The organism is Paenibacillus sp. J22R3, assembly GCF_056269305.1.
Genome location: NZ_JBWDNS010000014.1, coordinates 38567 through 61640, shown reverse-complemented (window position 1 = coordinate 61640; position 23074 = coordinate 38567). Strand labels below are relative to the sequence as shown.

At 49.8% G+C, this 23074-nt stretch carries 26 protein-coding genes, 1 rRNA gene and 1 other annotated feature; of the genes, 26 read left to right on the top strand and 1 reads right to left on the bottom strand.

Annotated features, from left to right (window positions below):
• The 8 genes from rrf to pssA form a co-directional block, all read left to right on the top strand.
• Positions 1-97 (top strand): 5S ribosomal RNA (rrf, locus tag AC0YN4_RS31000); the annotation flags it as partial.
• A 529-nt stretch (positions 98-626) separates the two neighbouring features.
• Entirely contained in the window at positions 627-1088 is a 462-nt protein-coding gene (locus tag AC0YN4_RS30995) for a CtsR family transcriptional regulator (RefSeq protein WP_090986388.1), read from the top strand.
• A gap of 36 nt (positions 1089-1124) precedes the next feature.
• Positions 1125-1649, top strand: coding sequence for a UvrB/UvrC motif-containing protein (locus tag AC0YN4_RS30990; protein ID WP_475784680.1), 525 nt, complete (start codon positions 1125-1127; stop codon positions 1647-1649).
• Between the two features lie 27 nt (positions 1650-1676).
• Positions 1677-2753 carry a protein arginine kinase gene (locus AC0YN4_RS30985; protein WP_475784679.1) on the top strand — a complete coding sequence of 359 codons (1077 nt, stop codon included), beginning with the start codon at positions 1677-1679 and terminating at the stop codon, positions 2751-2753.
• A gap of 2 nt (positions 2754-2755) precedes the next feature.
• Positions 2756-5221 (top strand): ATP-dependent protease ATP-binding subunit ClpC, encoded by a 2466-nt coding sequence (gene clpC / locus AC0YN4_RS30980; protein WP_475837568.1) that lies wholly within the window; start codon positions 2756-2758, stop codon positions 5219-5221.
• 151 nt (positions 5222-5372) lie between these two features.
• The gene (radA, locus tag AC0YN4_RS30975; protein ID WP_090986380.1) at positions 5373-6740 is read left to right on the top strand and encodes a DNA repair protein RadA; all 1368 of its coding nucleotides are present in this window, start codon (positions 5373-5375) and stop codon (positions 6738-6740) included.
• A gap of 15 nt (positions 6741-6755) precedes the next feature.
• Positions 6756-7832, top strand: a complete 1077-nt coding sequence (disA, locus tag AC0YN4_RS30970) for a DNA integrity scanning diadenylate cyclase DisA (protein ID WP_090986378.1) — start codon at positions 6756-6758, stop codon at positions 7830-7832.
• 154 nt (positions 7833-7986) lie between these two features.
• Positions 7987-8739: a CDP-diacylglycerol--serine O-phosphatidyltransferase gene (gene pssA, locus AC0YN4_RS30965; protein ID WP_475784677.1), complete on the top strand. Its 753-nt coding sequence runs from the start codon at positions 7987-7989 to the stop codon at positions 8737-8739.
• Between the two features lie 99 nt (positions 8740-8838).
• Here pssA and AC0YN4_RS30960 read toward each other — a convergent pair whose 3' ends face one another.
• Complete coding sequence (locus AC0YN4_RS30960; protein ID WP_090986375.1) at positions 8839-9234, bottom strand: nucleoside triphosphate pyrophosphohydrolase family protein; 396 nt, start codon at positions 9232-9234, stop codon at positions 8839-8841.
• A 187-nt stretch (positions 9235-9421) separates the two neighbouring features.
• Between AC0YN4_RS30960 and AC0YN4_RS30955 the strand changes: the two genes are divergently transcribed.
• The 18 genes from AC0YN4_RS30955 (at position 9422) to AC0YN4_RS30870 (ending at position 22994) form a co-directional block, all read left to right on the top strand.
• Complete coding sequence (locus AC0YN4_RS30955; RefSeq protein ID WP_475784676.1) at positions 9422-10516, top strand: PIN/TRAM domain-containing protein; 1095 nt, start codon at positions 9422-9424, stop codon at positions 10514-10516.
• 71 nt (positions 10517-10587) lie between these two features.
• Positions 10588-11310 (top strand): 2-C-methyl-D-erythritol 4-phosphate cytidylyltransferase, encoded by a 723-nt coding sequence (gene ispD / locus AC0YN4_RS30950; RefSeq protein WP_475837567.1) that lies wholly within the window; start codon positions 10588-10590, stop codon positions 11308-11310.
• The gene (ispF, locus tag AC0YN4_RS30945; protein WP_090986371.1) at positions 11307-11792 is read left to right on the top strand and encodes a 2-C-methyl-D-erythritol 2,4-cyclodiphosphate synthase; all 486 of its coding nucleotides are present in this window, start codon (positions 11307-11309) and stop codon (positions 11790-11792) included. Before ispD ends, ispF begins: the two co-directional genes overlap by 4 nt.
• A gap of 40 nt (positions 11793-11832) precedes the next feature.
• On the top strand, positions 11833-13290 hold the full coding sequence (gene gltX, locus AC0YN4_RS30940) for a glutamate--tRNA ligase (protein ID WP_475784674.1): 1458 nt from the start codon (positions 11833-11835) through the stop codon (positions 13288-13290).
• 447 nt (positions 13291-13737) lie between these two features.
• Entirely contained in the window at positions 13738-14409 is a 672-nt protein-coding gene (gene epsC / locus AC0YN4_RS30935) for a serine O-acetyltransferase EpsC (RefSeq protein ID WP_090986368.1), read from the top strand.
• Positions 14409-15812: a cysteine--tRNA ligase gene (cysS, locus tag AC0YN4_RS30930; RefSeq protein ID WP_475837566.1), complete on the top strand. Its 1404-nt coding sequence runs from the start codon at positions 14409-14411 to the stop codon at positions 15810-15812. Before epsC ends, cysS begins: the two co-directional genes overlap by 1 nt.
• A complete protein-coding gene (locus AC0YN4_RS30925; RefSeq protein WP_475837569.1) occupies positions 15812-16270 on the top strand; it encodes a Mini-ribonuclease 3 in 459 nt (152 codons plus the stop codon). The genes cysS and AC0YN4_RS30925 overlap by 1 nt, the downstream gene beginning before the upstream one ends.
• Before the next feature lie 29 nt (positions 16271-16299).
• Positions 16300-17064 (top strand): 23S rRNA (guanosine(2251)-2'-O)-methyltransferase RlmB, encoded by a 765-nt coding sequence (rlmB, locus tag AC0YN4_RS30920; protein WP_475837565.1) that lies wholly within the window; start codon positions 16300-16302, stop codon positions 17062-17064.
• Between the two features lie 3 nt (positions 17065-17067).
• On the top strand, positions 17068-17589 hold the full coding sequence (locus AC0YN4_RS30915; RefSeq protein WP_475837564.1) for an NYN domain-containing protein: 522 nt from the start codon (positions 17068-17070) through the stop codon (positions 17587-17589).
• Positions 17590-17880: 291 nt separating this feature from the next.
• The gene (sigH, locus tag AC0YN4_RS30910; RefSeq protein WP_090986361.1) at positions 17881-18531 is read left to right on the top strand and encodes an RNA polymerase sporulation sigma factor SigH; all 651 of its coding nucleotides are present in this window, start codon (positions 17881-17883) and stop codon (positions 18529-18531) included.
• Positions 18532-18863: 332 nt separating this feature from the next.
• On the top strand, positions 18864-19013 hold the full coding sequence (gene rpmG, locus AC0YN4_RS30905; RefSeq protein ID WP_090583192.1) for a 50S ribosomal protein L33: 150 nt from the start codon (positions 18864-18866) through the stop codon (positions 19011-19013).
• 23 nt (positions 19014-19036) lie between these two features.
• Entirely contained in the window at positions 19037-19246 is a 210-nt protein-coding gene (gene secE, locus AC0YN4_RS30900; RefSeq protein WP_090986359.1) for a preprotein translocase subunit SecE, read from the top strand.
• A 32-nt stretch (positions 19247-19278) separates the two neighbouring features.
• A complete protein-coding gene (nusG, locus tag AC0YN4_RS30895) occupies positions 19279-19812 on the top strand; it encodes a transcription termination/antitermination protein NusG (RefSeq protein ID WP_090986393.1) in 534 nt (177 codons plus the stop codon).
• 51 nt (positions 19813-19863) lie between these two features.
• Entirely contained in the window at positions 19864-20289 is a 426-nt protein-coding gene (gene rplK, locus AC0YN4_RS30890; RefSeq protein WP_090583195.1) for a 50S ribosomal protein L11, read from the top strand.
• A 131-nt stretch (positions 20290-20420) separates the two neighbouring features.
• Positions 20421-21113: a 50S ribosomal protein L1 gene (gene rplA / locus AC0YN4_RS30885; protein ID WP_090986355.1), complete on the top strand. Its 693-nt coding sequence runs from the start codon at positions 20421-20423 to the stop codon at positions 21111-21113.
• A gap of 14 nt (positions 21114-21127) precedes the next feature.
• Positions 21128-21291 (top strand) — a sequence feature (ribosomal protein L10 leader region).
• Between the two features lie 59 nt (positions 21292-21350).
• A complete protein-coding gene (gene rplJ / locus AC0YN4_RS30880; RefSeq protein ID WP_475784670.1) occupies positions 21351-21848 on the top strand; it encodes a 50S ribosomal protein L10 in 498 nt (165 codons plus the stop codon).
• A 97-nt stretch (positions 21849-21945) separates the two neighbouring features.
• On the top strand, positions 21946-22305 hold the full coding sequence (gene rplL / locus AC0YN4_RS30875; RefSeq protein WP_475784669.1) for a 50S ribosomal protein L7/L12: 360 nt from the start codon (positions 21946-21948) through the stop codon (positions 22303-22305).
• Between the two features lie 86 nt (positions 22306-22391).
• Entirely contained in the window at positions 22392-22994 is a 603-nt protein-coding gene (locus AC0YN4_RS30870) for a class I SAM-dependent methyltransferase (RefSeq protein ID WP_475784668.1), read from the top strand.
• Positions 22995-23074 lie beyond the last annotated feature (80 nt).

Sequence of the window (23074 nt, the reverse complement as noted above, 5' to 3'; positions counted from 1 at the left end):
GGAACCACGCGTACCCATCCCGAACACGACCGTTAAGCCCTCCAGCGCCGATGGTACTTGGACCGCAGGGTCCTGGGAGAGTAGGACGTCGCCAAGCACGATGAACCGACCATATCTGATATGGTCGGTTTTTTGTTGTTTCACCGTTCATCCACAGCTGCCTAACTTTTCAACGTAACAACAACACTTATTTAGACGGAACATTCATCGAAGTTGTCCTCAACTTGTGCAGAAGCTCTGTATAACTCCGACTATTGTGCGTACATGCGACTAAAAACACAATAGGTTATTCACATGTTCATAAATCTTTTTCAGTCACTCGCACATATATTGTTATTCATAACTCAACTTTCGCAGCAGGATATCGTTTTGCGAAAGTTAAGTTCGTACAATCCCTTGATTGTTGTGGATAAGCGAACGGGCAACGTATAAATAGGCGCGATCCGCCCAAGCTAGTAAGGATACGCAGTGATGGCAATCCGCTTGACCTTTTGACAAATTTGCGTATAATAAAGTTAAAGTCAAAGAAAGTCAAAGTCAATTTGACTAAAAACTTTGACGATTTAGATTTCTTGGCTATACAAGTCGCCGAGTAGATGTATGGGCAACTTAGGGAGGTTGGCGAAATGCGCAACATTTCCGATCTCATCGAGCAGTACCTCAAGCATATGCTTAAAGAAAGTCCCGGTGGCGCTGTAGAGCTTCAACGTAATGATTTGGCGGACCGCTTCTCTTGTGTACCGTCGCAAATCAACTACGTCATCAGCACAAGGTTCACGCTGGAGAAAGGCTATTTTGTGGAGAGTAAACGCGGAGGCGGCGGTTATATTCGCATCCAACGTGTAGAGCTGCCCACACTCTCAGCCCTTCAAGAGCATCTTGCCCAAACCATCGGCGAGCAAGTGGATCAGGATACAGCAGAAGGCATTGTTTATCAGCTGGAGGAAGCGAAGGTCATATCCAGGCGAGAAGCGAATTTGCTTCGGGCCGCGATATCTCGTGATTCCATCGCTGTTAAGCTGCCGCTGCGGGATGAAATTCGGGCTAGGCTATTGAGGGCGATGTTGATCACACTGCTCGTTAAGTAAGCTGCGCAAGCCTTGTATGAGGAGGGATAGTGCGGAATGCTTTGTCAGGAATGTGACAAGAAGCCGGCTACGCTTCATTTTACGAAGATTGTGAATGGCGAGAAGACAGAGTTTCATATCTGTGAAACCTGCGCGCGAGAACGAGGAGAAGGAATTCCGGGTACGGCAAACGGATTCTCGATCCACAGTCTGTTATCCGGGTTGCTTGATTTTGAGCCAGCCGGTAGCATGAACACACTTGGCGCTAAGTCACAGCAGCAGCTGCGCTGTGAGCACTGCGGACTGACCTATACACAATTCAGTAAGATGGGCCGATTCGGCTGCAGCAATTGTTATATCCAATTTGGCAGCAAGCTGGACCCAATTTTTAAACGGGTGCATGGCAATACAACTCACGTAGGTAAAATTCCAAAGCGTACAGGTGTTCAAATCCAAGTGAAGCGTGAAATTGAACAGCTGAGAAGGGATTTGCACATGCGTATCGAACAGGAAGAGTTCGAGGACGCGGCCCAAATCCGGGATCGGATTCGGGAACTGGAGCGCAATATAGCCGATGTTTAGGCGCGGTTAGGAAGGTGATTCAGAAGGATGTCGAAGCGTTACGTAGATGAAGCGCTGAGCGACTGGATGAAGGGAAATGGCCCTGATACGGATGTTGTCATCAGCAGCCGCATTCGAATTGCCCGCAATTTATCGAGTCATCCGTTTCCGATGCTTGCCACAACTGAGCAGGCAAACGAAGTGATGGAACAGCTTACAAGTGTGGCTGAAACGGGCCAACTGAGCGAGCTCGGCGAATTCGAAACCATCAAGCTCTCTCAGCTAAACGAGCTTGAGCGCAGAGTACTTGTCGAGAAGCATCTCATCAGTCCGAATTTGGCCAATGAGTCACGCAGCGGTGCCGTACTGCTAAGCGAGAATGAATCGGTTAGCATTATGGTGAATGAAGAGGATCATTTGCGCATTCAATGTCTGTATCCCGGCTTTCAGGTTAAGGAAGCATGGGGACTGGCGAATCGCATTGACGATATTTTTGAGGAAGTAACGAATTACGCGTATGACGAGCGAAGGGGATATTTAACAAGCTGTCCGACTAACGTTGGAACAGGCATTCGCTCATCGGTCATGATGCATCTTCCGGGTCTAGTGCTCTCGCAGCAGATCAACCGCATTTTGTCGGCCGTCACGCAGGTGGGGCTGGCAGTTCGGGGCATTTATGGCGAAGGCAGCGAAGCGCTCGGAAACTTGTTTCAAATTTCGAATCAAATTACGCTTGGTCAATCCGAAGGGGAAATCATCGAGAACCTGCACAGCGTGGCTCGGCAAATTATTGAGCATGAACGAGCGGCTCGCCAGCGTCTGCTGGAAGAATCGCGCGTTCGTCTGGAGGATCGCGTATATCGCTCCTATGGCATATTGTCGCATGCGATGATCATGGATACCAAGGAAGCGTCCCAACGGCTGTCCGATGTCCGTTTAGGCATCGACTTGGGTTTGATTCGAAATGTCTCACCACAGGTAATGAATGAAATGATGGTATTAACGCAGCCGGGCTTCCTCCAACAGGTGTTTCATGAGAAAATGACGCCTGAGCAGCGGGATATTCGGCGAGCGGAACTTATACGAAGTCATTTACAAAGCGAATCCGATCATGGGGGTGTATGAACATGATGTTTGGAAGATTTACGGAACGAGCACAGAAGGTGCTAGCACTGGCGCAGGAAGAAGCGGTTCGTCTCGGTCATAACAATATCGGCACGGAGCATATTCTGCTCGGGCTGAACCGAGAAGGGGAAGGAATCGCAGCAAAAGCACTGATCGGTCTTGGCCTCAGCCTTGAGAAAATTCAAGATGAAGTGGAGACGCTGATCGGACGCGGACAAGAACAACCTACCAATATTGCGTACACACCACGTGCCAAGAAGGTGATCGAGCTATCGATGGATGAAGCTCGCAAGCTTGGGCATACGTACGTGGGCACAGAGCATATTTTGCTCGGTCTGATCCGTGAAGGGGAAGGCGTTGCAGCCCGTGTACTGAACAACCTTGGCATCAGTTTAAATAAAGCACGTCAGCAAGTCCTGCAACTGTTGGGCAGCAGTGAGGCCGTTTCAAGCAATCACGGCACACCGACAAATGTTAGCACGCCAACACTGGATGGCCTTGCTCGCGATTTGACGGCTTATGCCAAAGACGGCAATTTGGATCCGGTTATCGGCCGGAGCAAAGAAATCGAACGCGTTATTCAAGTGTTGAGCCGCAGAACGAAGAACAATCCTGTTCTGATCGGGGAGCCGGGCGTTGGTAAGACGGCGATCGCGGAAGGATTAGCTCAGAAGATAATCGCGGGCGAAATTCCGGAAACACTTCGTGACAAACGCGTTATGACGCTCGATATGGGCTCAGTTGTAGCGGGTACGAAGTATCGCGGTGAGTTCGAGGACCGTTTGAAGAAAATCATGGATGAAATTCGTCAAGCCGGCAACATCGTTCTGTTCATCGATGAGCTGCATACGCTGATCGGTGCAGGGGGAGCGGAAGGTGCGATTGATGCATCGAATATTCTAAAACCTGCTCTTGCCCGCGGCGAGCTGCAGTGCATCGGTGCAACAACACTTGATGAATATCGCAAATATATCGAGAAGGATGCTGCTCTGGAGCGCCGTTTCCAACCGATTACGGTGGATCAGCCTTCCCCAGAGGAAGCCATTCAAATCCTGCACGGTCTGCGTGATCGTTACGAGGCACATCATCGTGTGAAAATTACAGATGAAGCGATCGAGCAAGCCGTTAAGCTCTCCGATCGTTACATCACGGATCGTTTCTTACCGGATAAAGCGATTGACCTTATCGATGAAGCGAGCTCCAAAGTACGCTTGAAATCGTATACGGTACCGCCTAACCTCAAACAACTGGAGAATCGTCTGGAGGATATCCGTAAGGAGAAGGATTCCGCGGTTCAAAGCCAAGAGTTTGAGAAAGCTGCAGCACTTCGTGACACCGAGCAGAAGATCCGTGAAGAGCTCGATGTAACGAAGAATCAGTGGAAAGAAAAGCAGGGCCGTACGGATTCCGAAGTAACGCCTGACGATATCGCTCACATCGTAGCGAGTTGGACTGGTATTCCGGTTACTAAACTTGCTGAGGAAGAAACACAGCGCCTGCTTAAGATGGAAGATATTCTGCATTCCCGTGTTATCGGACAGAGCGAAGCGGTAAAAGCCGTATCTCGTGCTATCCGCAGAGCGCGTGCAGGTCTGAAAGATCCGAAGCGTCCAATGGGCTCCTTCATCTTCCTTGGTCCTACCGGGGTTGGTAAAACCGAATTGGCACGTGCGCTTGCAGAAGCGATGTTCGGCGATGAGAATGCGGTCATCCGCATCGACATGTCGGAATATATGGAGAAACACTCCACTTCGAGATTGGTTGGCGCTCCTCCGGGCTATGTCGGCTATGAAGAAGGCGGTCAATTGACCGAGAAGGTTCGCCGCAAGCCGTATTCGGTTGTGCTGCTCGATGAAATCGAGAAAGCCCATCCGGAAGTGTTTAATATCTTGCTACAAGTGCTTGAAGACGGTCGTCTCACGGACTCCAAAGGCCGCGTAGTCGATTTCCGCAACACCCTAATTATCATGACGTCTAACGTAGGCGCTGATCAAATCAAACGCAATTCCTCCCTCGGCTTTACGGCTGCACAGGATGCGGGGCGCGACTTTAACATCATGAAAGATAAAGTGTTGGCAGAGCTGAAGAAGAGCTTCCGCCCTGAGTTCCTGAACCGGATCGATGAAACGATCGTGTTCCATTCGCTGGAGCAGGAACATATCTCACAAATCGTAACGTTGATGTCCGAAGAGCTTCGCAAGCGTCTGCGTGAGCAGGAAGTAGACTTCGAATTGACGGATACGGCCAAAGCATTCCTGGCGAAGGAAGGCTTCGATCCAGCGTATGGTGCGCGTCCGCTGCGCAGAGCGATCCAGAAGCATATCGAGGATCGTTTGTCAGAGGATCTGCTGATGGGCAAAATCGCGAAGGGTCATCATCTGATCATCGACGAGAAGGACGGAGAGCTTACGGTTACCCACCGTGACAGCAATCACGTTCCTGCACCAGAAGAACCTGCGACAAAATAAAATCATGCAAAGCCCTTTACTCTACTGCCGCAGGCGGAGGAGTAAAGGGTTTTTTTGTGAAACAATGAGATCAGCTGCGGATAAGAATTGTTATCGGCGTGCATTAAATGGTAAACTTTGAATGATACGTCTTTTGCATAAGGAGCGGCACATGGCAAAACTTAAAGTGAAGTTCGCATGCACCGAATGCGGAACAGAGTCACCCAAGTGGATGGGGAAATGCCCGGGGTGCGGGCAGTGGAACACGATGGTGGAAGAGAAGGAAACGGTTGTGAAGACGCAAGGAATGGGCTCGACGCTCATTCAGACGAAAGAAAAGCCGCGTCCCATCATACATATAGAAAGTGGTCAGGAAAAACGGATCGAGACAACCAATCAGGAACTCAATCGGGTGCTGGGCGGCGGCGTTGTGCCGGGCTCGCTGATCCTGGTCGGCGGGGATCCGGGTATCGGCAAATCGACATTGCTGCTGCAAACTTCCCATGCGCTGGCATCGAAGAAGCTGACTGTGCTCTATATTTCAGGAGAGGAATCTGTACGTCAGACACGATTACGCGCCGACCGTCTTGGCGCGCTGTCTGACACGCTGTATGTACTGTGCGAAACGAACATGGAACAGATCAATGATGCGATTGAATCGGTTCAACCTGATTTTCTCGTCATCGATTCCATTCAGACGGTTTATGACCCAAGAGTAGAATCTGCGCCGGGCAGTGTTTCGCAGGTACGGGAATGTACGGCTCACTTTATGCGGGTTGCAAAGATTAAGGGCATTGCGACCGTATTGGTTGGCCATGTTACGAAGGAAGGCGCGATTGCAGGTCCACGGATGCTCGAGCATATGGTCGACTGCGTGCTCTATTTCGAAGGCGAACGTCATCATTCGTACAGGTTGCTTAGGGCCGTTAAGAATCGGTTCGGTTCTACCAATGAAATCGGGATATTCGAAATGGTCGAAGAAGGGCTGCGGGAGGTTAATAATCCGTCGGAGCTATTCTTATCGGAACGACCGCTTGGCGTATCCGGTTCTTCTGTCGTGGCGAGCATGGAGGGCACAAGACCGGTGCTGGTCGAGCTTCAGGCGCTTGTCGCGTCAACGAATTTCCCCTCGCCGCGCAGGATGGCAACGGGTATTGACCACAACAGAATGACCTTGATCGTTGCCGTGCTGGAGAAACGAATGGGTATGTTTCTGCAGACGCAGGATGTTTACCTCAACGTGGCCGGAGGTATCCGGCTTGATGAGCCGGCTGTCGATCTGGCTGCGGCAGTCAGTATTGCATCCAGCTTCCGAGATGCGCCGACTAGACCGTTCGATGTCTTCTTCGGAGAAATTGGCTTAACAGGCGAGGTGCGGGGTGTATCCCGAGCCGAGCAGCGTGTAAAAGAAGCACAGAAGCTGGGATTTAAGCGGGTCATTATGCCTCAGAAGAGCTTGAAGGGCTGGACCCCGCCTGCCGGCATAGAAATCATCGGTGTTGAGACGGTTGCAGATGCGCTGTCCAAGGCATTCGGATAGAGGGGGGAGAAATCGATGAAAGAGTCAAACCAAGCAGAAATGGTTAATCAGCTGCTCCAGATGGTCGCACCGGGCATGGCGTTCCGGGAAGGCCTCGATAATGTGCTGCGAGCGAAGACAGGGGCGCTCATCGTCGTCGGCTACAGTCCGGAAGTGATGGAAGTTGTGGACGGCGGCTTCTCCATCAATTGCGATTTTTCCCCGAACTATTTATACGAGCTGGCCAAAATGGATGGCGCCATTATACTTAGCGAAGATCGCAAACGTATTCTCTATGCCAATACCCAGCTGATTCCAGACAGCTCCATCTCCTCCAGCGAGACGGGAATTCGTCACCGGACCGCGGAGCGAGTAGCGAAACAAACCGGCAAGCTGGTTGTATCGATCTCCCAGCGACGGAATGTTATTACGCTTTATCAAGGTCAGTTCAGGTATTCCCTAAAGGAAATGGGCGTTATCCTGACTAAGGCTAATCAGGCGATTCAGACGCTTGAAAAATACAAAGTGGTGCTGAACCAGTCCTTTACGAACCTATCCGCACTGGAGTTCGAAGAAATGGTCACCTTGCAAGAGGTTGCCCATGTCATTAAGCGGGTAGAGATGGTCATCCGCGTCAAAATGGAAATCAAGCGTTATGTGAATGAACTCGGTACGGAAGGCCGACTCATCAGCATGCAGATGGAAGAGCTTGTCGGCGGCGTTGAAGAGGAAGCCTGGTTCCTCCTCAAGGACTATGTGAAGGATCCCAACGAGGACCGCATCCGTGAAATTCGCGCAAGCATTCGCAAGTTGAATTCCGAGGAGCTGCTGGAACTGGGGCAAATCATGAAATTGCTCGGTTATACGGGACTAAGTGCTGCTTCAGAAGAAATGGTTGCGCCGCGCGGTTATCGTCTGTTAAGTCGCATTCCAAGATTACCGCAGGTTATCATGAACAATCTCGTGGAGCGATTCGGATATTTGCCTCATATTTTGATGGCCACGATTGAAGAATTGGACTCGGTAGACGGCATTGGGGAAGTTCGAGCACGTGCGATTAAGGAAGGCTTGAAGCGGATCCAAGAGCAGATGTTCATTGACAGACAAATTTAAATCCCATACAATGAGGGAATGCAGACGGACGCTGGTTACAACTGACAATTAGCCGTATTGCACCCCTTAACCTTCTGGTGGAAGTTATTTTCTCAGTTTGCCTGCACTACTGCAAATTGCGGTTTTAGGGCATAGTAAAGATGAGGTGGAGCAAATGATTACGAAGTCAATACCGAGTCTTTTTACGGTGGCGAATTTATTCCTGGGTATTGTCGCCATTATTCTCATATTTCCTGAGAATGCGAAGCCTGAGGTAGCTGCGATGATGGTTATTATCGCTATGCTGATGGATGGTGTTGATGGCCGAGTGGCCCGCGCACTTAACGCTCAAAGCGAATTTGGTAAAGAATTAGATTCACTGTCGGATGTAATTTCTTTTGGAGTTGCACCTGCTTTTATTATGTATAGTGTCGCTTTCCAAGAACTGACCCCGGCTCCGGCTTGGATTATAACCGCTTTGTTCCCGATTTGCGGAGCATTACGGCTTGCGAGATTCAACGTCGTCTCCGGTATGCCTGGTTATTTCATTGGCTTGCCGATTCCAGCCGCTGGCGGCGTACTTGCCACACTGGCTTTGTTCCACAAAGATATTGCTGTATCCGTCCTGATGGCAAGTACGCTTGTCTTGTCGTTCCTGATGGTAAGCACCGTTCGTTACCCGAACTTTAAGAAGCTCGGTATTCCGAAGAACGCGATCTGGGTCGTACCGATTATTGTTGCGGTCTCCGTGGTGCTCGGCATCTTGTTCCCACATCATCTATCGAAGATCCTATTCGTTCCGCTGGTACTCTACGCGCTGTACGGCCTAAAAAAAAACGTTGATCGCCGTCTCCCAAGCAGGAAACGCAAGCGTTTAATGGAAAGCCAGCGCCAAGAAGAAGCGGTTCACAGCGAACATAGCGCATAAGCGGCTAATTAGAAAGACCGCCTTGTCTGTCCCCTAAGGGGATGTACAAGGCGGTCTTTCTTGCGTTTACCGCTAATTATGCGAACGGGTGGGTAAAGACTAAGTAAGATTGAATAAGCCGAGCGTACTGCATTTATCGGATTCGTGTTCAATGACGTCTTCGAGTTGAATGTCGAGCAGATTCGCCATCGCGGACATATAGAACAAATTCCGACCGAGCTCGTTCTGAATGGCCTCTTTGCAATGTTCGCATAGCTCGCCTGAAATGTGATGATGAAGCTTTGTTTTGGCTTGCTCCAGGTTAAAGTCATCCGCAAACTGCTGCTTCCGGGCATTTAATTCGATACATCCGCATTCCGTAACGGATTTGGCAACTGCCCGATTAACGGAAGCGCCGGACTGGCCGTACTTCGACATGACGTCTAACAAGCTGCGATGTCGCAACAGCAGTTCAGAGACCTGCTGCTGAAATTGCTCCAGTGTTGGTGCGTTCATCGATTCCACCTCATTTCAGGAATGGATTGCTTTTCTTTTATTATAAGCCTCCCCGCGGTGCATTACAAAATGGATTTCACCTTTTTGTCCGCTTTTCGCAATAGGTTAATAAATTCTAATGCTTTCGCCCTTGTAGGCGATTAACGTAACCATAATTGGAACATAATTGTAATGGAGGTGGATTTATATGATGAAACGAATGATTCAACTGATTGGTCTATTGTTCGGCGGAGTTCTGGGCGCTCAAATGAACAGCTCCCTGAGCGGCGGTGTGAGCTGGGCGGAATCGTCTACCGGTCTTATGCAGCATTCAGGAAGCTATTACATGAACGTCGGCATTGGCGCGTTGTGCGGCCTTGCAGCAGCAACGGTATTGGCAGGCTCCATCCTCAAATGGATGCGGCAAGGAGCGGAGCGGGCGTCAGCCATTCCGACAGGCGAACTGGTAGCAGGCGGCAGTGGATTGATTGGCGGACTTGCACTGTCTGCGCTATTGTATCCGGTTTTATCTGGTTTATCGGGAGCAGGCCTATTCATTCCTCTACTACTGACGTTGTTCTTAGGGTATGCAGGACTGCGGATCGGGTTAAACAAGCGTGAGGAATTTACCGAAAGTCTGAGAGGGCTCTTCGAACGGCGGAGCAATGCTTCCCGAGTGGAAGAGGAAAGCAGCTATGAGGAGCACAAGATTCTGGATACGAGTGTTATCATCGATGGCCGAATTGCAGACATTTGCAAAACCGGGTTCATCGAGGGCACGCTGGTCATTCCGGAGTTCGTGCTGGAAGAGCTGCAGCATATTGCCGATTCGTCGGATTTGCTCAAACGGAACAGAGGGCGCAGAGGGCTTGATATTTTGAACAAGATTCAAAAAGAGCTCGACGTGAAAGTGCTGATCTATGAAGGTGAAGCCGAAGAGGGCGAAGTGGACAGCAAGCTCGTGAAGCTGGCGAAAGTGCTGCACGGTAAAGTCGTCACGAATGACTTTAACCTGAACAAAGTATGTGAGCTGCAAGGCGTATCGGTGTTAAATATTAATGACCTTGCGAATGCAGTGAAACCGGTCGTGCTCCCAGGCGAAGAGATTGTCGTGCAAGTCATCAAGGACGGCAAAGAGCATGGCCAAGGAGTCGCGTATTTGGATGACGGTACCATGATTGTAGTAGAAGGCGGCAGAGACTACATCGGAACGACGATGGAGGTGCTCGTGACGAGCGTGCTCCAAACCTCTGCGGGCAGAATGATTTTCGCGAAGCCTAAATTGTTGGAAAAAGCGCTGTAACGCGGTATGATAGTGGGGGCTGCAGCATGTAGCGGCCAGACTAGAAGTATACACGCGGGGCGGTTGAAGGCATGGAAGCAGCAGATGCAAAATGGGGCGTCGTCGTTGTGGCGGCGGGCCGAGGAACCAGAATGGGCACAGCGGAGAGCAAACAATATTTGCTCTTGCGGGACAAGCCTATTCTGGTTCATACCCTTGAACGATTTCAAGCCATGGATGACATTGCGGAAGTGGCGCTTATCGTCGGTCAGCAGGATGTGGACCGATGCCGGGCATTCGTAACGGAATATGGCCTGCACAAAGTGAAGCAAGTGGCGGCGGGCGGAAGCGAGCGTCAGCATTCGGTTCATCTGGGACTTGCGGCTTTAAGCCAATCGGTCGACTGGGTCATGGTTCATGACGGTGTCCGGCCTTTTGTGACCGAGCATGCGGTTCGCTCATGTATGCATAAAGCTCTTCAGACGGAAGCAGCTGTGCTTGCCGTACCTGTTAAAGATACAATTAAGCAAGTGAATGAAACCGGCGCCATTACGGCGACTCCGGATCGGCGAAGCTTGTGGGCGATTCAAACGCCGCAGGCTTTTCGTCGTTCCTTGCTGCAGCAGGCGCTTGATCAAGCGGCCGCGGAGCAGTTTCTTGGAACGGATGACGCGATGGCTGTGGAACGATTAGGTGTGACGGTATCGGTTGCCGAAGGCGATTATACGAATATTAAGATTACAACACCGGAGGATTTGCCGTATGCGGAGTTTCTGCTGGCAAGCCGAGAGCGGGAGAGGGGATCGGAATCATGATTCGAGTAGGACAAGGGTTTGATGTACATCAGTTGGTGGAGGGACGGCCTTGTATCATTGGGGGCGTTACCATTCCGTACGAGCGCGGACTTCTGGGGCATTCCGATGCCGATGTATTGCTGCATGCCATCAGTGATGCGGTGCTGGGGGCTCTGGGACTTGGCGATATCGGGAAGCATTTCCCGGATACCGATCAGGCGTTTAAGGATGCAGACAGCTTGAAGCTGCTTCAGCATATTTGGGGATTAGTGAAAGAGCGCGGTTATAAGCTCGGCAATATCGATTCAACGATCATCGCGCAGCGTCCCAAAATGCTGCCTTACATTCCGCAGATGGTCGAGATTATTGCAGGAGCGCTGGAAGCAGAGGATCTCTCGCAGGTGAATGTGAAAGCAACCACAACGGAGCAGCTTGGATTCACCGGCCGCGGCGAAGGGATTGCCGCGCAATCGGTTGTCTGCCTTGTAAAAGTTGTGCTATGATTCTGCAATACAATAGATTGCCCGGGAGGAGTTAAACAAGATGTCAGAACAAATCAGAGTACGGTATGCACCGTCACCAACAGGTCATTTACATATCGGCAACGCCAGAACGGCCTTATTCAACTATCTGTTTGCGCGTAATTTAGGCGGCAAATTCATTATACGGATCGAAGATACCGACGTGAAACGCAATGTAGCGGGCGGCGAAGAAAACCAGCTCACGTATTTGAAGTGGCTTGGGATCGATTGGGATGAAAGCATCGACGTCGGCGGAGGCTACGGCCCTTACCGCCAGACAGAGCGTCTTGATCTGTACCGCGAGTACTGGCAAGAGCTGCTCGACAAGGATCTGGCTTACAAGTGCTACTGCACCGAGGAAGAGCTGGAGCAGGAGCGGGAAGAGCAGACAGCACGCGGTGAAATGCCTCGTTATTCCGGTAAGCACCGCAGCCTGACTGATGAGCAGCGGACTGCTTTTGAAGCGGAAGGCCGCATTCCGAGCATCCGTTTCCGTGTACCGGAGAACCGGACCTACACGTTTAACGATCTGGTAAAAGGGCAAATCAGCTTCGAGTCCGATGGCATCGGCGATTACGTCATTGTGAAGAAGGACGGCATTCCAACGTACAATTTCGCTGTCGCATTGGATGATCATCTGATGGCCATCAGCCACGTCCTGCGTGGAGAGGATCATATCTCCAACACGCCGCGTCAGCTGATGATTTATGAAGCGTTCGGCTGGGAGCCGCCGGTATTCGGTCATATGACGCTGATCGTCAACGAGAACCGGAAGAAGCTCAGCAAACGCGACGAGTCCATTATCCAGTTTATCGAGCAATACGATAAGCTTGGTTATTTGCCGGAAGCGATGTTCAACTTCATTACCTTGCTCGGCTGGTCGCCTGAAGGTGAGCAGGAGATGTTCACGCGCGAGGAATTGGTGTCGGTCTTTACAGCAAATCGTTTAAGCAAGAGCCCTGCCGTGTTCGATACGAACAAGCTGAGCTGGATGAATAATGAGTATATGAAGAAATCAGACATTCCACGCATTGTGGAGCTGTGTATACCGCATCTTCAAGAAGCGGGACGTTTGCCTGCGGCACTAAGCGCGAGCGAGCATGATTGGGCGCGTGATCTGGTTGCTCTTTATCAAGATAAGCTGCGATTTGCAGCGGATATTGTGCCGCTTACCGAGCTCTTCTTCTTGCCGGAGGCGGCAGATGAGGATGAGGCAAAGGCAGTCTTGGCGGAGGAGCAGGTGCCGGTTGTCCTGCAAGCTTTCTTGGAGCAAGTTAAAGCGATGGACGCCTTCCATGTAGATGGAATCAAAGCAGCCATCAAATCGGTGCAGCAAGCAACGGGCTTCAAGGGCAAGCAGCTCTTTATGCCGATTCGCGCCGCTCTGACGGGTCAAACTCACGGGCCGGACTTGAATCAGACCATAGCTCTGCTGGGTCAAGCAAAGGTCGAACAGCGTTTGCAGGGGCGACTGGGCTAAATAGCGTCAGCCTATTGATATCCCACGAATACTTGAACGTGATGGGCGTTTGACTACTTGCCAGTTAGGAAGTCCTCGGCTATACTTGAATTAATTTAGAACGATAAGGCTTAGAACAGGATTGTTTATTTCAGTACAGGAATACCAGAGAGGGCGACCTTCAAACGGAGCCGCAGATACAGTAGTATAGCGGTGTTCGAATGACTGGGTGTGAGTCGCTTATTCTTGGGAATAAACGTTGCGCCTGGGAGCCGCATCTCCGAGCTGCCGTTATTGGCAGGGTGGGTGGTGACGATTGGTCCTCGTTACGGACTATAAGACGGACGATAGCAAGACGTACAACAAATCGTTCCGATGCAGAGTGGGACCGCGTGATTACGCCTCTGCAGCCTTTGGGCTGCGGGGGCTTTTTTGTATTATTGTCGATACCGGAGAGGGGGAATTTCGATGTTTCGAAGCTTGGCGTCTGACATTGAGACGATACTAGAGAATGATCCTGCTGCCCGCAATAAGCTGGAAGTCGTGTTCACTTATTCAGGTCTTCATGCGATATGGTCGCACCGAATCGCGCATGCGCTCTTCAAACGCAAATGGTACACACTTGCACGCGTCATCTCGCAGACCAGCCGATTTTTTACAGGCATTGAAATCCATCCGGGTGCGACAATCGGGGAAAAGCTGTTTATTGACCACGGCATGGGCGTTGTCATTGGGGAGACCTGCGAAATCGGTGATAATGTGGTTATCTATCAAGGGGTTACGCTTGGCGGGACGGGGAAGGAAAGAGGGAAACGTCACCCGACCATCGGCAACAATGTGGTCATCGCATCAGGGGCAAAGGTTCTAGGCTCCTTCAAGGTTGGAGACAATGTGAATATAGGGGCAAATTCCGTTGTGCTGCGGGAAGTTCCGTCGAACAGCACAGTCGTCGGTATCCCCGGCAGAGTAATTAAACGCAATGGCACGCGGGTAGGGGACCGCCTTGATCATACCCAGCTCCCGGATCCGGTCATTGAGATGCTGCGGGCGATGCAGAAGGAAGTGTCTGAGTTAAGAATAGAGCTGGAGCAAGAAAGAGAAAGACGCAAAGAGCCAGTTGCTGGAGGAGAAACGAGATAATGAGCCTGCGTATATATAACACACTGACACGTGAGAAGGAAATTTTTCAATCGCTTGAGCCCGGCAAAGTGAAAATGTACGTGTGCGGACCAACGGTTTATGATTATATCCATATCGGGAATGCCCGTCCGGCGATTTTCTTCGATGTCGTGCGCCGCTATCTGGAGTCGGCTGCTTACGAAGTGAATTACGTCGTGAACTTTACGGATGTGGACGATAAGCTGATTCGTAAAGCGGAGCAGCTGGGCACAACGGTTCCTGAAGTAGCAGAGCGGTTTATTCATGCGTTCAATGAGAATATCGAAGGGCTGGGTATCCACAAAGCTACGCTTAATCCGCGTGTTACCGATCATGTGGATGAAATTATTGCCTTCATCAAGTCGCTCGTCGATGGCGGCCATGCGTATGAGAACGGCGGAGATGTATTTTTCCGTACGAGTACGTTCCCTGACTACGGCAAGCTGTCGCATCAGAATCTGGATGAGCTGCAGCTGGGCATTCGGATCGGCGTGGATGAGCGCAAAGAAAGCGGTCAAGACTTTGTACTATGGAAAGCTGCGAAGCCCGGAGAAATTAAATGGGATAGCCCATGGGGAGCGGGACGCCCGGGGTGGCACATTGAGTGCTCCGCGATGGCGCGCAAATATCTAGGCGATACGCTGGATATCCATGGCGGCGGCCATGACCTGCAGTTCCCGCATCATGAATGTGAAATTGCGCAATCCGAGTCCGTGACAGGCAAGCCGCTCGCGAACTATTGGATGCATAATGGTTACATCAACATCAACAATGAGAAAATGTCCAAGTCGCTCGGCAACGGGATCACGGTGCAGGAGATGCTTACTCGTATTAAACCGGCCGTTATTCGCTACTTTATGCTGTCGGCACATTATAGAAGTCCGCTTAACTTCAGCGACGAGACGATTGCGCAGGCAGAGAACAGTGTGGAGCGGATCTTGAACTCCGTTTCGAATGTGAAACACCGTCTTTCCGTTGCGGTAAGCGTGCCGGACGTGGCGGCGCTTGATCAACTCAAAGAAAGAATCGCTGCGATTCGCGAGCAGTTTAATGCGAAGATGGACGATGACTTCAACACGCCGGATGCCATTACCGCTATGTTCGAGCTGGTCAGTGAAGCGAACCTGCTTCTGCAGCGTCCGGTTGTATCGGCAGAGGAGCTTGAGCTATTGCTCACGGCGTTCCAAGATTTTGACCGTGTACTGGGGCTGTTGGAAGCAGCAGAAGAACTGCTCGATGCCGATATCGATGCCCTTATCGTGCAGCGGACAGAAGCGCGAACCAATAAGGATTGGAAGCGGGCCGATGAAATACGCGACCAGCTGTCTGCGCTCGGGATTGTACTTGAGGATACTCCGCAAGGTATCCGGTGGCGGCGGAAATGATGGATAACGGACATACGGATATCGGTATCGGAGGAAACGGTGGAATCGGTTTGGGCATAGAAGAAGGCTTATGGTTCCACCCCCCGAACAAACCGGTTCAATTAATGAATCCCATCGTGCTGGCTTACATTGGCGATGCGGTGTTTGAGATGATGGTACGACAATATCTCATTTCGCAGTCCAATCATAAGCTGCACCATCTTCATCGTCAGGCAACACAGTTAGTCTCGGCTAAAGCGCAGCGGATCCTGCTGGAGAAGTGGCAGCCGATTCTGACCGAGGAAGAAGCGGATATCGTCAGGCGAGGACGTAATGCCAAGTCAGGCACTTCGCCGAAGAACGCAGATCCGGCTGACTACCAACAGGCGACGGCGCTGGAGTGTTTAATAGGGTATTTGTATTATGGCAAGAAAGTGACCCGGCTGCGTGAGCTGATGGCGATCGCTTTTGACGAATAGATTTAGAAGAGACATATTTAAGGAGGTTAATGATGCGCGAGGTTGAAGAAGATACACAGGAATGGATCGCAGGTAAGCATCCCGTAATGGAAGCACTGCGCTCCGGACGCGAAATCAACAAAATTTGGGTGGCTGAGCAAGCGCAGAAGGCAGCGCAGCCGATTATGCTGGAAGCGAAGAAAGCGGGTCTTGTTGTACAGATCGTGGACAAACGGAAGCTGGACCAAATGGTGGAAGGCGTTCCGCATCAAGGTGTTGTTGCCCAAGCAGCAGCTTACCGGTACTACGAAATTGAAGAGCTTCTTGCGCGCGCCAAAGAAAGCGGAGAGATGCCATTCTTCTTGCTGCTTGATGAAATTGAAGATCCCCATAACTTAGGCTCTATTCTGCGGACAGCGGAGTGTACCGGTGTACATGGCGTTATCATTCCGAAGCGTCGCTCTGCTTCGCTGACAGCAACGGTTTCCAAAACATCGGCCGGTGCAGTGGAATATATGCCGGTTGCTCGGATTACGAACATGGCGCAAACAATCGACAAGCTGAAGGAAGAGGGTATTTGGGTAGCAGGCGCTGACGTTGGCGCGAAGCAGGATGTCTATTCCTCATCTACGAAGTTTGATATGCCGCTGGCGATTGTCATTGGCAATGAAGCAAAAGGGATTGGCAGACTGATTCGTGAGAAATGCGATTTCCTCATCAAGCTTCCGATGAACGGCCAATTAAATTCACTCAATGCTTCAGTTGCAGCAGGTGTACTGATGTACGAAGTCTTGCGGCAGCGCCTCGCCAAGTAGGCGATGCAGCGGCGGGATGACGTTCTGCTGGTTGACGGATATAACATGATTGGCGCTTGGCCGGTCCTGTCAGCTTTGGGAGATAAGGATTTAGAGGATGCGCGGGACCGACTGCTGGAAATGCTGGCGGACTATCAAGGCTTCACCGGTATGAAGGTCATCGTGGTATTCGATGCGCATCAAGTTCCCGGAGCAGGCTCCACGTTCAAACAGCATAGGCTGACCGTCGTGTTTACGAAGGAGAAAGAAACAGCCGACGCTTGTATTGAGCGTCTTGCGTCGGAGCTTGCGCTTCGAAGCCGCAACATTCATGTCGCGACATCCGATATGGCTGAGCAGGCGGTCACTTTCGGTAAAGGTGCCTTGCGGAAATCAGCCAGAGAATTGCTTATCGAAATCCAGCAAAACCGTAAAGCAATTGAGCGAAAGGTCGAACAGAAAACGACGGTTCGCAATGAGCTGGATGGTAATATTAGCAATGATGTACGAATGAAACTGGAACAATGGCGCAGAGGTCAAATGTAAGCGCTAGACTTTTACGTTACCGGCATGTGAGATATTAGCTTGAAATTCTCATTTAAGTCGGTTGGAATTCCCATTTTTGCTAGATAATTAGCATGTTTTCAGCGGGATCATCATTGACGGTTGAAGGTTACATAATGTATACTGAGTCTAAGTTTCTACACGTAGGGTACGTTGTAGAAGGTTGTTTCAGATATGTTATTTGCTCTAGTTTTGAGACATTGCGCGCCGGTTATAGATTAAGCTACTGATAGTTTTGGGCATTGTACGCCTTTCGAGCCGGAGGGATTGTTCGTGAGCATCGACCTCAGAGAATGGAAAACGCTGGATTATGACTGCAAAACGGACGAAGACATTGTCGAGACGGTTCGCGAGGGTGACAGCGAAGCGCTGGAATATTTAATCAATAAATATAAGAACTTTGTCCGTGCCAAAGCGCGTTCCTACTTCTTGATTGGGGCCGACCGCGAAGATATCGTCCAAGAAGGCATGATTGGCCTTTATAAGGCGATACGAGATTTTAAGGGTGATAAGTTAGCTTCTTTCAAAGCCTTTGCCGAACTGTGCATAACAAGGCAGATCATTACGGCGATTAAGACGGCAACCCGTCAGAAGCATATCCCGCTTAATTCTTATGTTTCGTTGGACAAGCCAATCTATGACGAAGATTCGGATCGCACGCTGCTTGACGTCATTTGCGGAACGAGAGTTTCGGATCCGGAAGAACTCATTATCAATCAAGAAGAGTTTGTAGGTCTTGAGGATAAAATGTCCGAGATCCTCAGTGATCTTGAACGTAAAGTGCTTATGCTCTATTTGGATGGAAGATCCTATCAAGAGATCGCCGTTGATTTGGATCGGCATGTGAAATCCATTGATAATGCGCTTCAACGGGTGAAACGGAAGCTCGAACGGTATTTGGAATTGCGTGATATTGGTAGCTAAATGGATGAAACCAGGGAGCCGATTGCGGCTCTTTTTTAATGGGAGGGCTTTTCGAGGTTTGAAATGTCCTTGTCCGGATCATACTGTTTACTGCGGAATGGAAGTTGTCGGCTCTTTTTGTGTTGTTGTCGCCCTGTCTGAGATGTGAGCAAGCAGCACAAGAATAGCAAGTGTGCAGGAATAGTTTTCCGTTGACACTACCTATTGCTTGTGATAAAGTGTTTTGGTAGCCCTAAATAGGTCTTTTTTTATTATGGGACCAAAATCAGGCTGGGTTCACATACAACGTTTCACACTTTATTTATTTATGGTAAGTTCGGGAGGTGTCAGCAATGCGGGTAATTATTACGTTGGCTTGCACAAACTGCAAACAAAGAAACTATGCTTCCAGCAAGAACAAACGGAATCACCCCGACCGTATTGAGATGAAGAAGTTTTGCAAGTATTGTAACGAGCATACTCCTCATCGCGAAACTCGATAAGGTCATTATGGAGGTTGGTGGACGTGGCATTTTTAGCTAAGCTGAAGCAAAGCTTCGGGTCGACTTTTTCCTTCTTCACCGACAGCTTCGCGGAATTAAAGAAAGTCCGCTGGCCAAGCCGTAAGGAATTGACAAGCTATACACTCGTAGTATTCTTTACGATTATAGCGGTGACAGTTTACTTCTGGGTTCTTGACATCGGAATTTCCGCATTGGTCGAACTGATTGTTTAAGAAGGGGCCAAGGGTGGCTTGTTATGGAAACGATGGAGAAAAGATGGTATGTTGTTCACACCTATTCAGGGTATGAGAACAAAGTAAAAGCGAACTTGGAGAAACGTGTTGAATCGATGGGCATGGAAGACAAGATCTTCCGTGTGCTTGTTCCTATGGAAGAAGAAGTGGTAGACAAGGACGGCAAGAAGAAAACCGTCATGCGTAAAGTTTACCCCGGCTATGTTCTTGTGGAAATGGTTCAGACGGATGATTCCTGGTATGTCGTTCGCAACACACCCGGCGTAACCGGATTTGTCGGTTCGACTGGCTCTGGCTCAAAACCTACACCGCTTCTGCCTGATGAAGTGGAACAAATTTTGCGCCATATGGGCATGGAAGAACCGAAGCCTAAGATTGAATTCGATCTGAAGGAAACGGTACGTGTTAAAGTCGGGCCGTTCGCTAACTTTGTCGGAACAGTGGAAGAAATTCTGCTCGACAAGAGTAAGCTGAAGGTGCATGTCAACATGTTCGGAAGAGAAACACCGGTTGAGCTTGACTACAATCAAGTAGAGAAGGTCTAATCGCGGTTTCTTGGACTTGCGTGTGATTATTACGGCAAGGAGGTGTTCATCATGGCAAAAAAGGTCATCAAGTTGGTTAAACTGCAAGTTCCAGCGGGTAAAGCGAATCCGGCTCCGCCGATCGGTCCAGCGCTAGGTCAAGCAGGGGTTAACATCATGGCTTTCTGTAAAGAGTTTAACGCTCGTACTGCAGATCAAGCTGGTTTGATTATCCCAGTTGTAATCACTGTTTTTGAAGATCGCTCGTTTACTTTCGAAACGAAAACGCCGCCGGCTGCAGTACTTCTTCGCGTTGCTGCTAAGATTGCTAAAGGTTCCGGAGAGCCGAACAAGAAGAAAGTTGCGACGGTTAAACGTTCTGTCGTTCGTGAGATCGCTGAACAAAAAATGCCTGACCTCAACGCAGCTTCTGTAGAAGCAGCTATGCGCATGGTTGAAGGTACAGCGCGCAGCATGGGCGTTGTTATTGAAGACTAGTCGTTAACGGCTGACAGAAGACACACCAGATGGCGTTGTCTGACTGACGAAGCGCTGCTTCGCTCAGGTGGGAGGATCTCCCTTTCACAGGGAGGATTTTCCGTTACTACCACATAAGGAGGAGAATTCTAATGGCTAAACACGGTAAAAAATATCTTGAAGCTGTTAAGCTGATCGATGTTGAAGCAACATACGAGGCTGCTGAAGCGATTGAACTCGTTAAGAAAGCCGCTACAGCTAAATTCGACGAAACGGTTGAAGTTGCTGTACGTTTGGGTGTAGACCCTAAGAAACAAGACCAAGCAGTTCGTGGCGTAGTTGTACTTCCTCACGGTACTGGTAAAACAAAACGCGTACTCGTTTTTGCTAAGGGCGATAAAGCCAAAGAAGCAGAAGCAGCAGGCGCAGATTATGTCGGCGATGCTGACGTAATCGCAAAAATCCAACAAGGCTGGTTCGAGTTCGACGTTTGCGTTGCTACTCCGGACATGATGGCTGAAGTTGGTAAACTCGGCCGTATCCTCGGTGGTAAAGGCCTTATGCCTAACCCTAAAGCGGGTACAGTAACGTTTGACGTTACGAAAGCCGTACAAGAAATCAAGGCTGGTAAGATTGAATACCGTCTTGACAGAGCAGGTCAAATCCATGCACCAATCGGTAAAGTATCGTTCGACTCCGAGAAGCTGAACGAAAACTTGAAAACACTGATCGATGCGCTGAACCGTGCAAAACCGGCTGCAGCTAAAGGGGTTTACCTGAAAGGTATTTCTGTTTCCTCGACAATGGGTCCCGGCGCTCGTTTGAACGCTGCTTCGTTCCGCTAAGAGAAACAGAAATTGATAATCGAATATGCATACCGAAGACAGTAGGTGCCCGCTCGGCTTAATTTCCTACCGAGGTGTTATGATAAACGTGTTTGTGCGCTTTTCGCCGATTGGCAGGAAGTGATTTACGGACCATCATGGCCTTCGCTACGTCTGCGGGGGCCTTTCTCATGCATCGCGTGGAAGGATTCCGCTGCATTAATCGGGATGTTGACAACATAACGGGAGGTGTACATTATGGCAAACGCAAAAATCATTCAAGGTAAAGAGCTGGCTGTTGCAGACATCACGACTAAACTTCGCGAGAGTTCTTGCACAGTTGTTGCTGATTACCGTGGACTTAACGTGAAGCAAGTAACTGAGCTCCGTAAACAATTGCGCGAAGCGAACATCGAGTTCCAAGTATTGAAAAACTCCCTCGTTCGCCGTGCGACTGCACAAGCGGAACTGACTGAATTGGATGCTGTTCTGGCTGGCCCTACGGCTATCGCTTTCAGCAAAGAGGATGCAGTTGCTCCAGCTAAGATTTTGGCTGATTTCGCTAAGAAAAACGACGCACTTAAACTTAAGGGCGGCGTAGTTGAAGGTCAAGTCTTCAACGCGGAAGAAATCAAAGCACTGGCGGATCTACCTTCCAAAGAAGGTTTGCTGTCCATGCTTCTCAGCGTGCTTCAAGCTCCAATGCGCAACTTTGCTCTTGCAGTTAAAGCTGTTGCAGAGAAACAAGAAGCTTAAGATGATTGGTTTTGTGTCGGGCCGAGCTCGGCACGCCGTATTCATCTGAATATAAGAAATAAAACAAAAACAAAACAAACTATTGGAGGTTTCTCTCATGAGTAAAGAACAAATCTTGGAAGCCATTAAAGGCATGAACGTTCTAGAACTGAACGACCTGGTTAAAGCAATCGAAGAAGAATTCGGCGTAACAGCAGCAGCACCAGTTGCAGCAGCAGGCGCAGCAGCAGCTGTAGTTGAAGAGCAAACTGAGTTCGACGTAATCTTGAACAACGCTGGCGCTTCCAAAATCAACGTTATCAAAGCAGTTCGCGAAATCACAGGTCTTGGCCTGAAAGAAGCGAAAGACCTTGTTGACGGCGCTCCTAAAGCAGTTAAAGAAAGAATCTCCAAAGAAGACGCTGACGCTATCAAAGCTAAGCTTGAAGAAGCAGGCGCTTCCGTAGAAGTGAAGTAATAACCGCTTATAGCGGAAACCCCTTGAAGCTTCGGCTTCAAGGGGTTTCCTTGATTTTTAAGGTTGTTCCGGATGGGAGGGATATGATGTCAGACCATTATTACACACGTACACCGGGAACCGCGCATGATCGGCATCTTCTCGAGACCGAGCTTTGTGGCTATAAGCTGCGTTTTATGACGGATGCAGGCGTTTTCTCGAAAACCGGCATAGACTTTGGCAGTCGAGTTCTTGTCGAAGCGCTTCAGCTGGATAAGCAAGCGAAGGTGCTGGATGTCGGCTGTGGTTATGGGCCAATGGGTATTACAGCAGCGAAGCTGGCTGAGCACGGGCATGTAACGATGATCGACATTAATGAACGTGCAGTTGCGTTGGCAACGGAAAACTTGAAGTTGAATGGGATCTTGAACGCCACAGTGTTGCAAAGCGACATTTATGAACGGGTGATGGGTCAAACTTTCGACACGATCATAACGAATCCGCCGATCCGGGCGGGCAAAGAGGTTGTCCATCGGATATTTGAAGAAGGTGCGAAGCTGTTAGTACCTGGCGGGGCGATGTGGGTGGTCATTCAGAAGAAGCAAGGGGCACCATCTGCGGCGGCGAAGCTCGAAGCGATTTTTGGAAACGTGGAAGAGGTTACGAAAGAAAAGGGTTATCGCATATTTAGGGCACAGAAGGAAGTCTAGGGAAAAACGCAACATTTTGTTGACTTGACTTTTCTGATGTGATATCATTATGAAATGTCAGCATTAAAATGGGCACAATC

Coding starts and splice junctions, on each gene's coding strand:
- epsC (WP_090986368.1), top strand. CDS start 13,738: ATGTTTCGAAGCTTGGCGTCTGACATTGAGACGATACTAGAGAATGAT.
- AC0YN4_RS30960 (WP_090986375.1), bottom strand. CDS start 9,234: ATGAACGCACCAACACTGGAGCAATTTCAGCAGCAGGTCTCTGAACTG.
- gltX (WP_475784674.1), top strand. CDS start 11,833: ATGTCAGAACAAATCAGAGTACGGTATGCACCGTCACCAACAGGTCAT.
- disA (WP_090986378.1), top strand. CDS start 6,756: ATGAAAGAGTCAAACCAAGCAGAAATGGTTAATCAGCTGCTCCAGATG.
- pssA (WP_475784677.1), top strand. CDS start 7,987: ATGATTACGAAGTCAATACCGAGTCTTTTTACGGTGGCGAATTTATTC.
- AC0YN4_RS30870 (WP_475784668.1), top strand. CDS start 22,392: ATGTCAGACCATTATTACACACGTACACCGGGAACCGCGCATGATCGG.
- clpC (WP_475837568.1), top strand. CDS start 2,756: ATGATGTTTGGAAGATTTACGGAACGAGCACAGAAGGTGCTAGCACTG.
- rlmB (WP_475837565.1), top strand. CDS start 16,300: ATGATGCGCGAGGTTGAAGAAGATACACAGGAATGGATCGCAGGTAAG.
- cysS (WP_475837566.1), top strand. CDS start 14,409: ATGAGCCTGCGTATATATAACACACTGACACGTGAGAAGGAAATTTTT.
- AC0YN4_RS30925 (WP_475837569.1), top strand. CDS start 15,812: ATGGATAACGGACATACGGATATCGGTATCGGAGGAAACGGTGGAATC.
- ispF (WP_090986371.1), top strand. CDS start 11,307: ATGATTCGAGTAGGACAAGGGTTTGATGTACATCAGTTGGTGGAGGGA.
- AC0YN4_RS30990 (WP_475784680.1), top strand. CDS start 1,125: ATGCTTTGTCAGGAATGTGACAAGAAGCCGGCTACGCTTCATTTTACG.
- rplL (WP_475784669.1), top strand. CDS start 21,946: ATGAGTAAAGAACAAATCTTGGAAGCCATTAAAGGCATGAACGTTCTA.
- rpmG (WP_090583192.1), top strand. CDS start 18,864: ATGCGGGTAATTATTACGTTGGCTTGCACAAACTGCAAACAAAGAAAC.
- rplK (WP_090583195.1), top strand. CDS start 19,864: ATGGCAAAAAAGGTCATCAAGTTGGTTAAACTGCAAGTTCCAGCGGGT.
- rplA (WP_090986355.1), top strand. CDS start 20,421: ATGGCTAAACACGGTAAAAAATATCTTGAAGCTGTTAAGCTGATCGAT.
- AC0YN4_RS30995 (WP_090986388.1), top strand. CDS start 627: ATGCGCAACATTTCCGATCTCATCGAGCAGTACCTCAAGCATATGCTT.
- AC0YN4_RS30915 (WP_475837564.1), top strand. CDS start 17,068: ATGCAGCGGCGGGATGACGTTCTGCTGGTTGACGGATATAACATGATT.
- AC0YN4_RS30985 (WP_475784679.1), top strand. CDS start 1,677: ATGTCGAAGCGTTACGTAGATGAAGCGCTGAGCGACTGGATGAAGGGA.
- nusG (WP_090986393.1), top strand. CDS start 19,279: ATGGAGAAAAGATGGTATGTTGTTCACACCTATTCAGGGTATGAGAAC.
- radA (WP_090986380.1), top strand. CDS start 5,373: ATGGCAAAACTTAAAGTGAAGTTCGCATGCACCGAATGCGGAACAGAG.
- AC0YN4_RS30955 (WP_475784676.1), top strand. CDS start 9,422: ATGATGAAACGAATGATTCAACTGATTGGTCTATTGTTCGGCGGAGTT.
- rplJ (WP_475784670.1), top strand. CDS start 21,351: ATGGCAAACGCAAAAATCATTCAAGGTAAAGAGCTGGCTGTTGCAGAC.
- ispD (WP_475837567.1), top strand. CDS start 10,588: ATGGAAGCAGCAGATGCAAAATGGGGCGTCGTCGTTGTGGCGGCGGGC.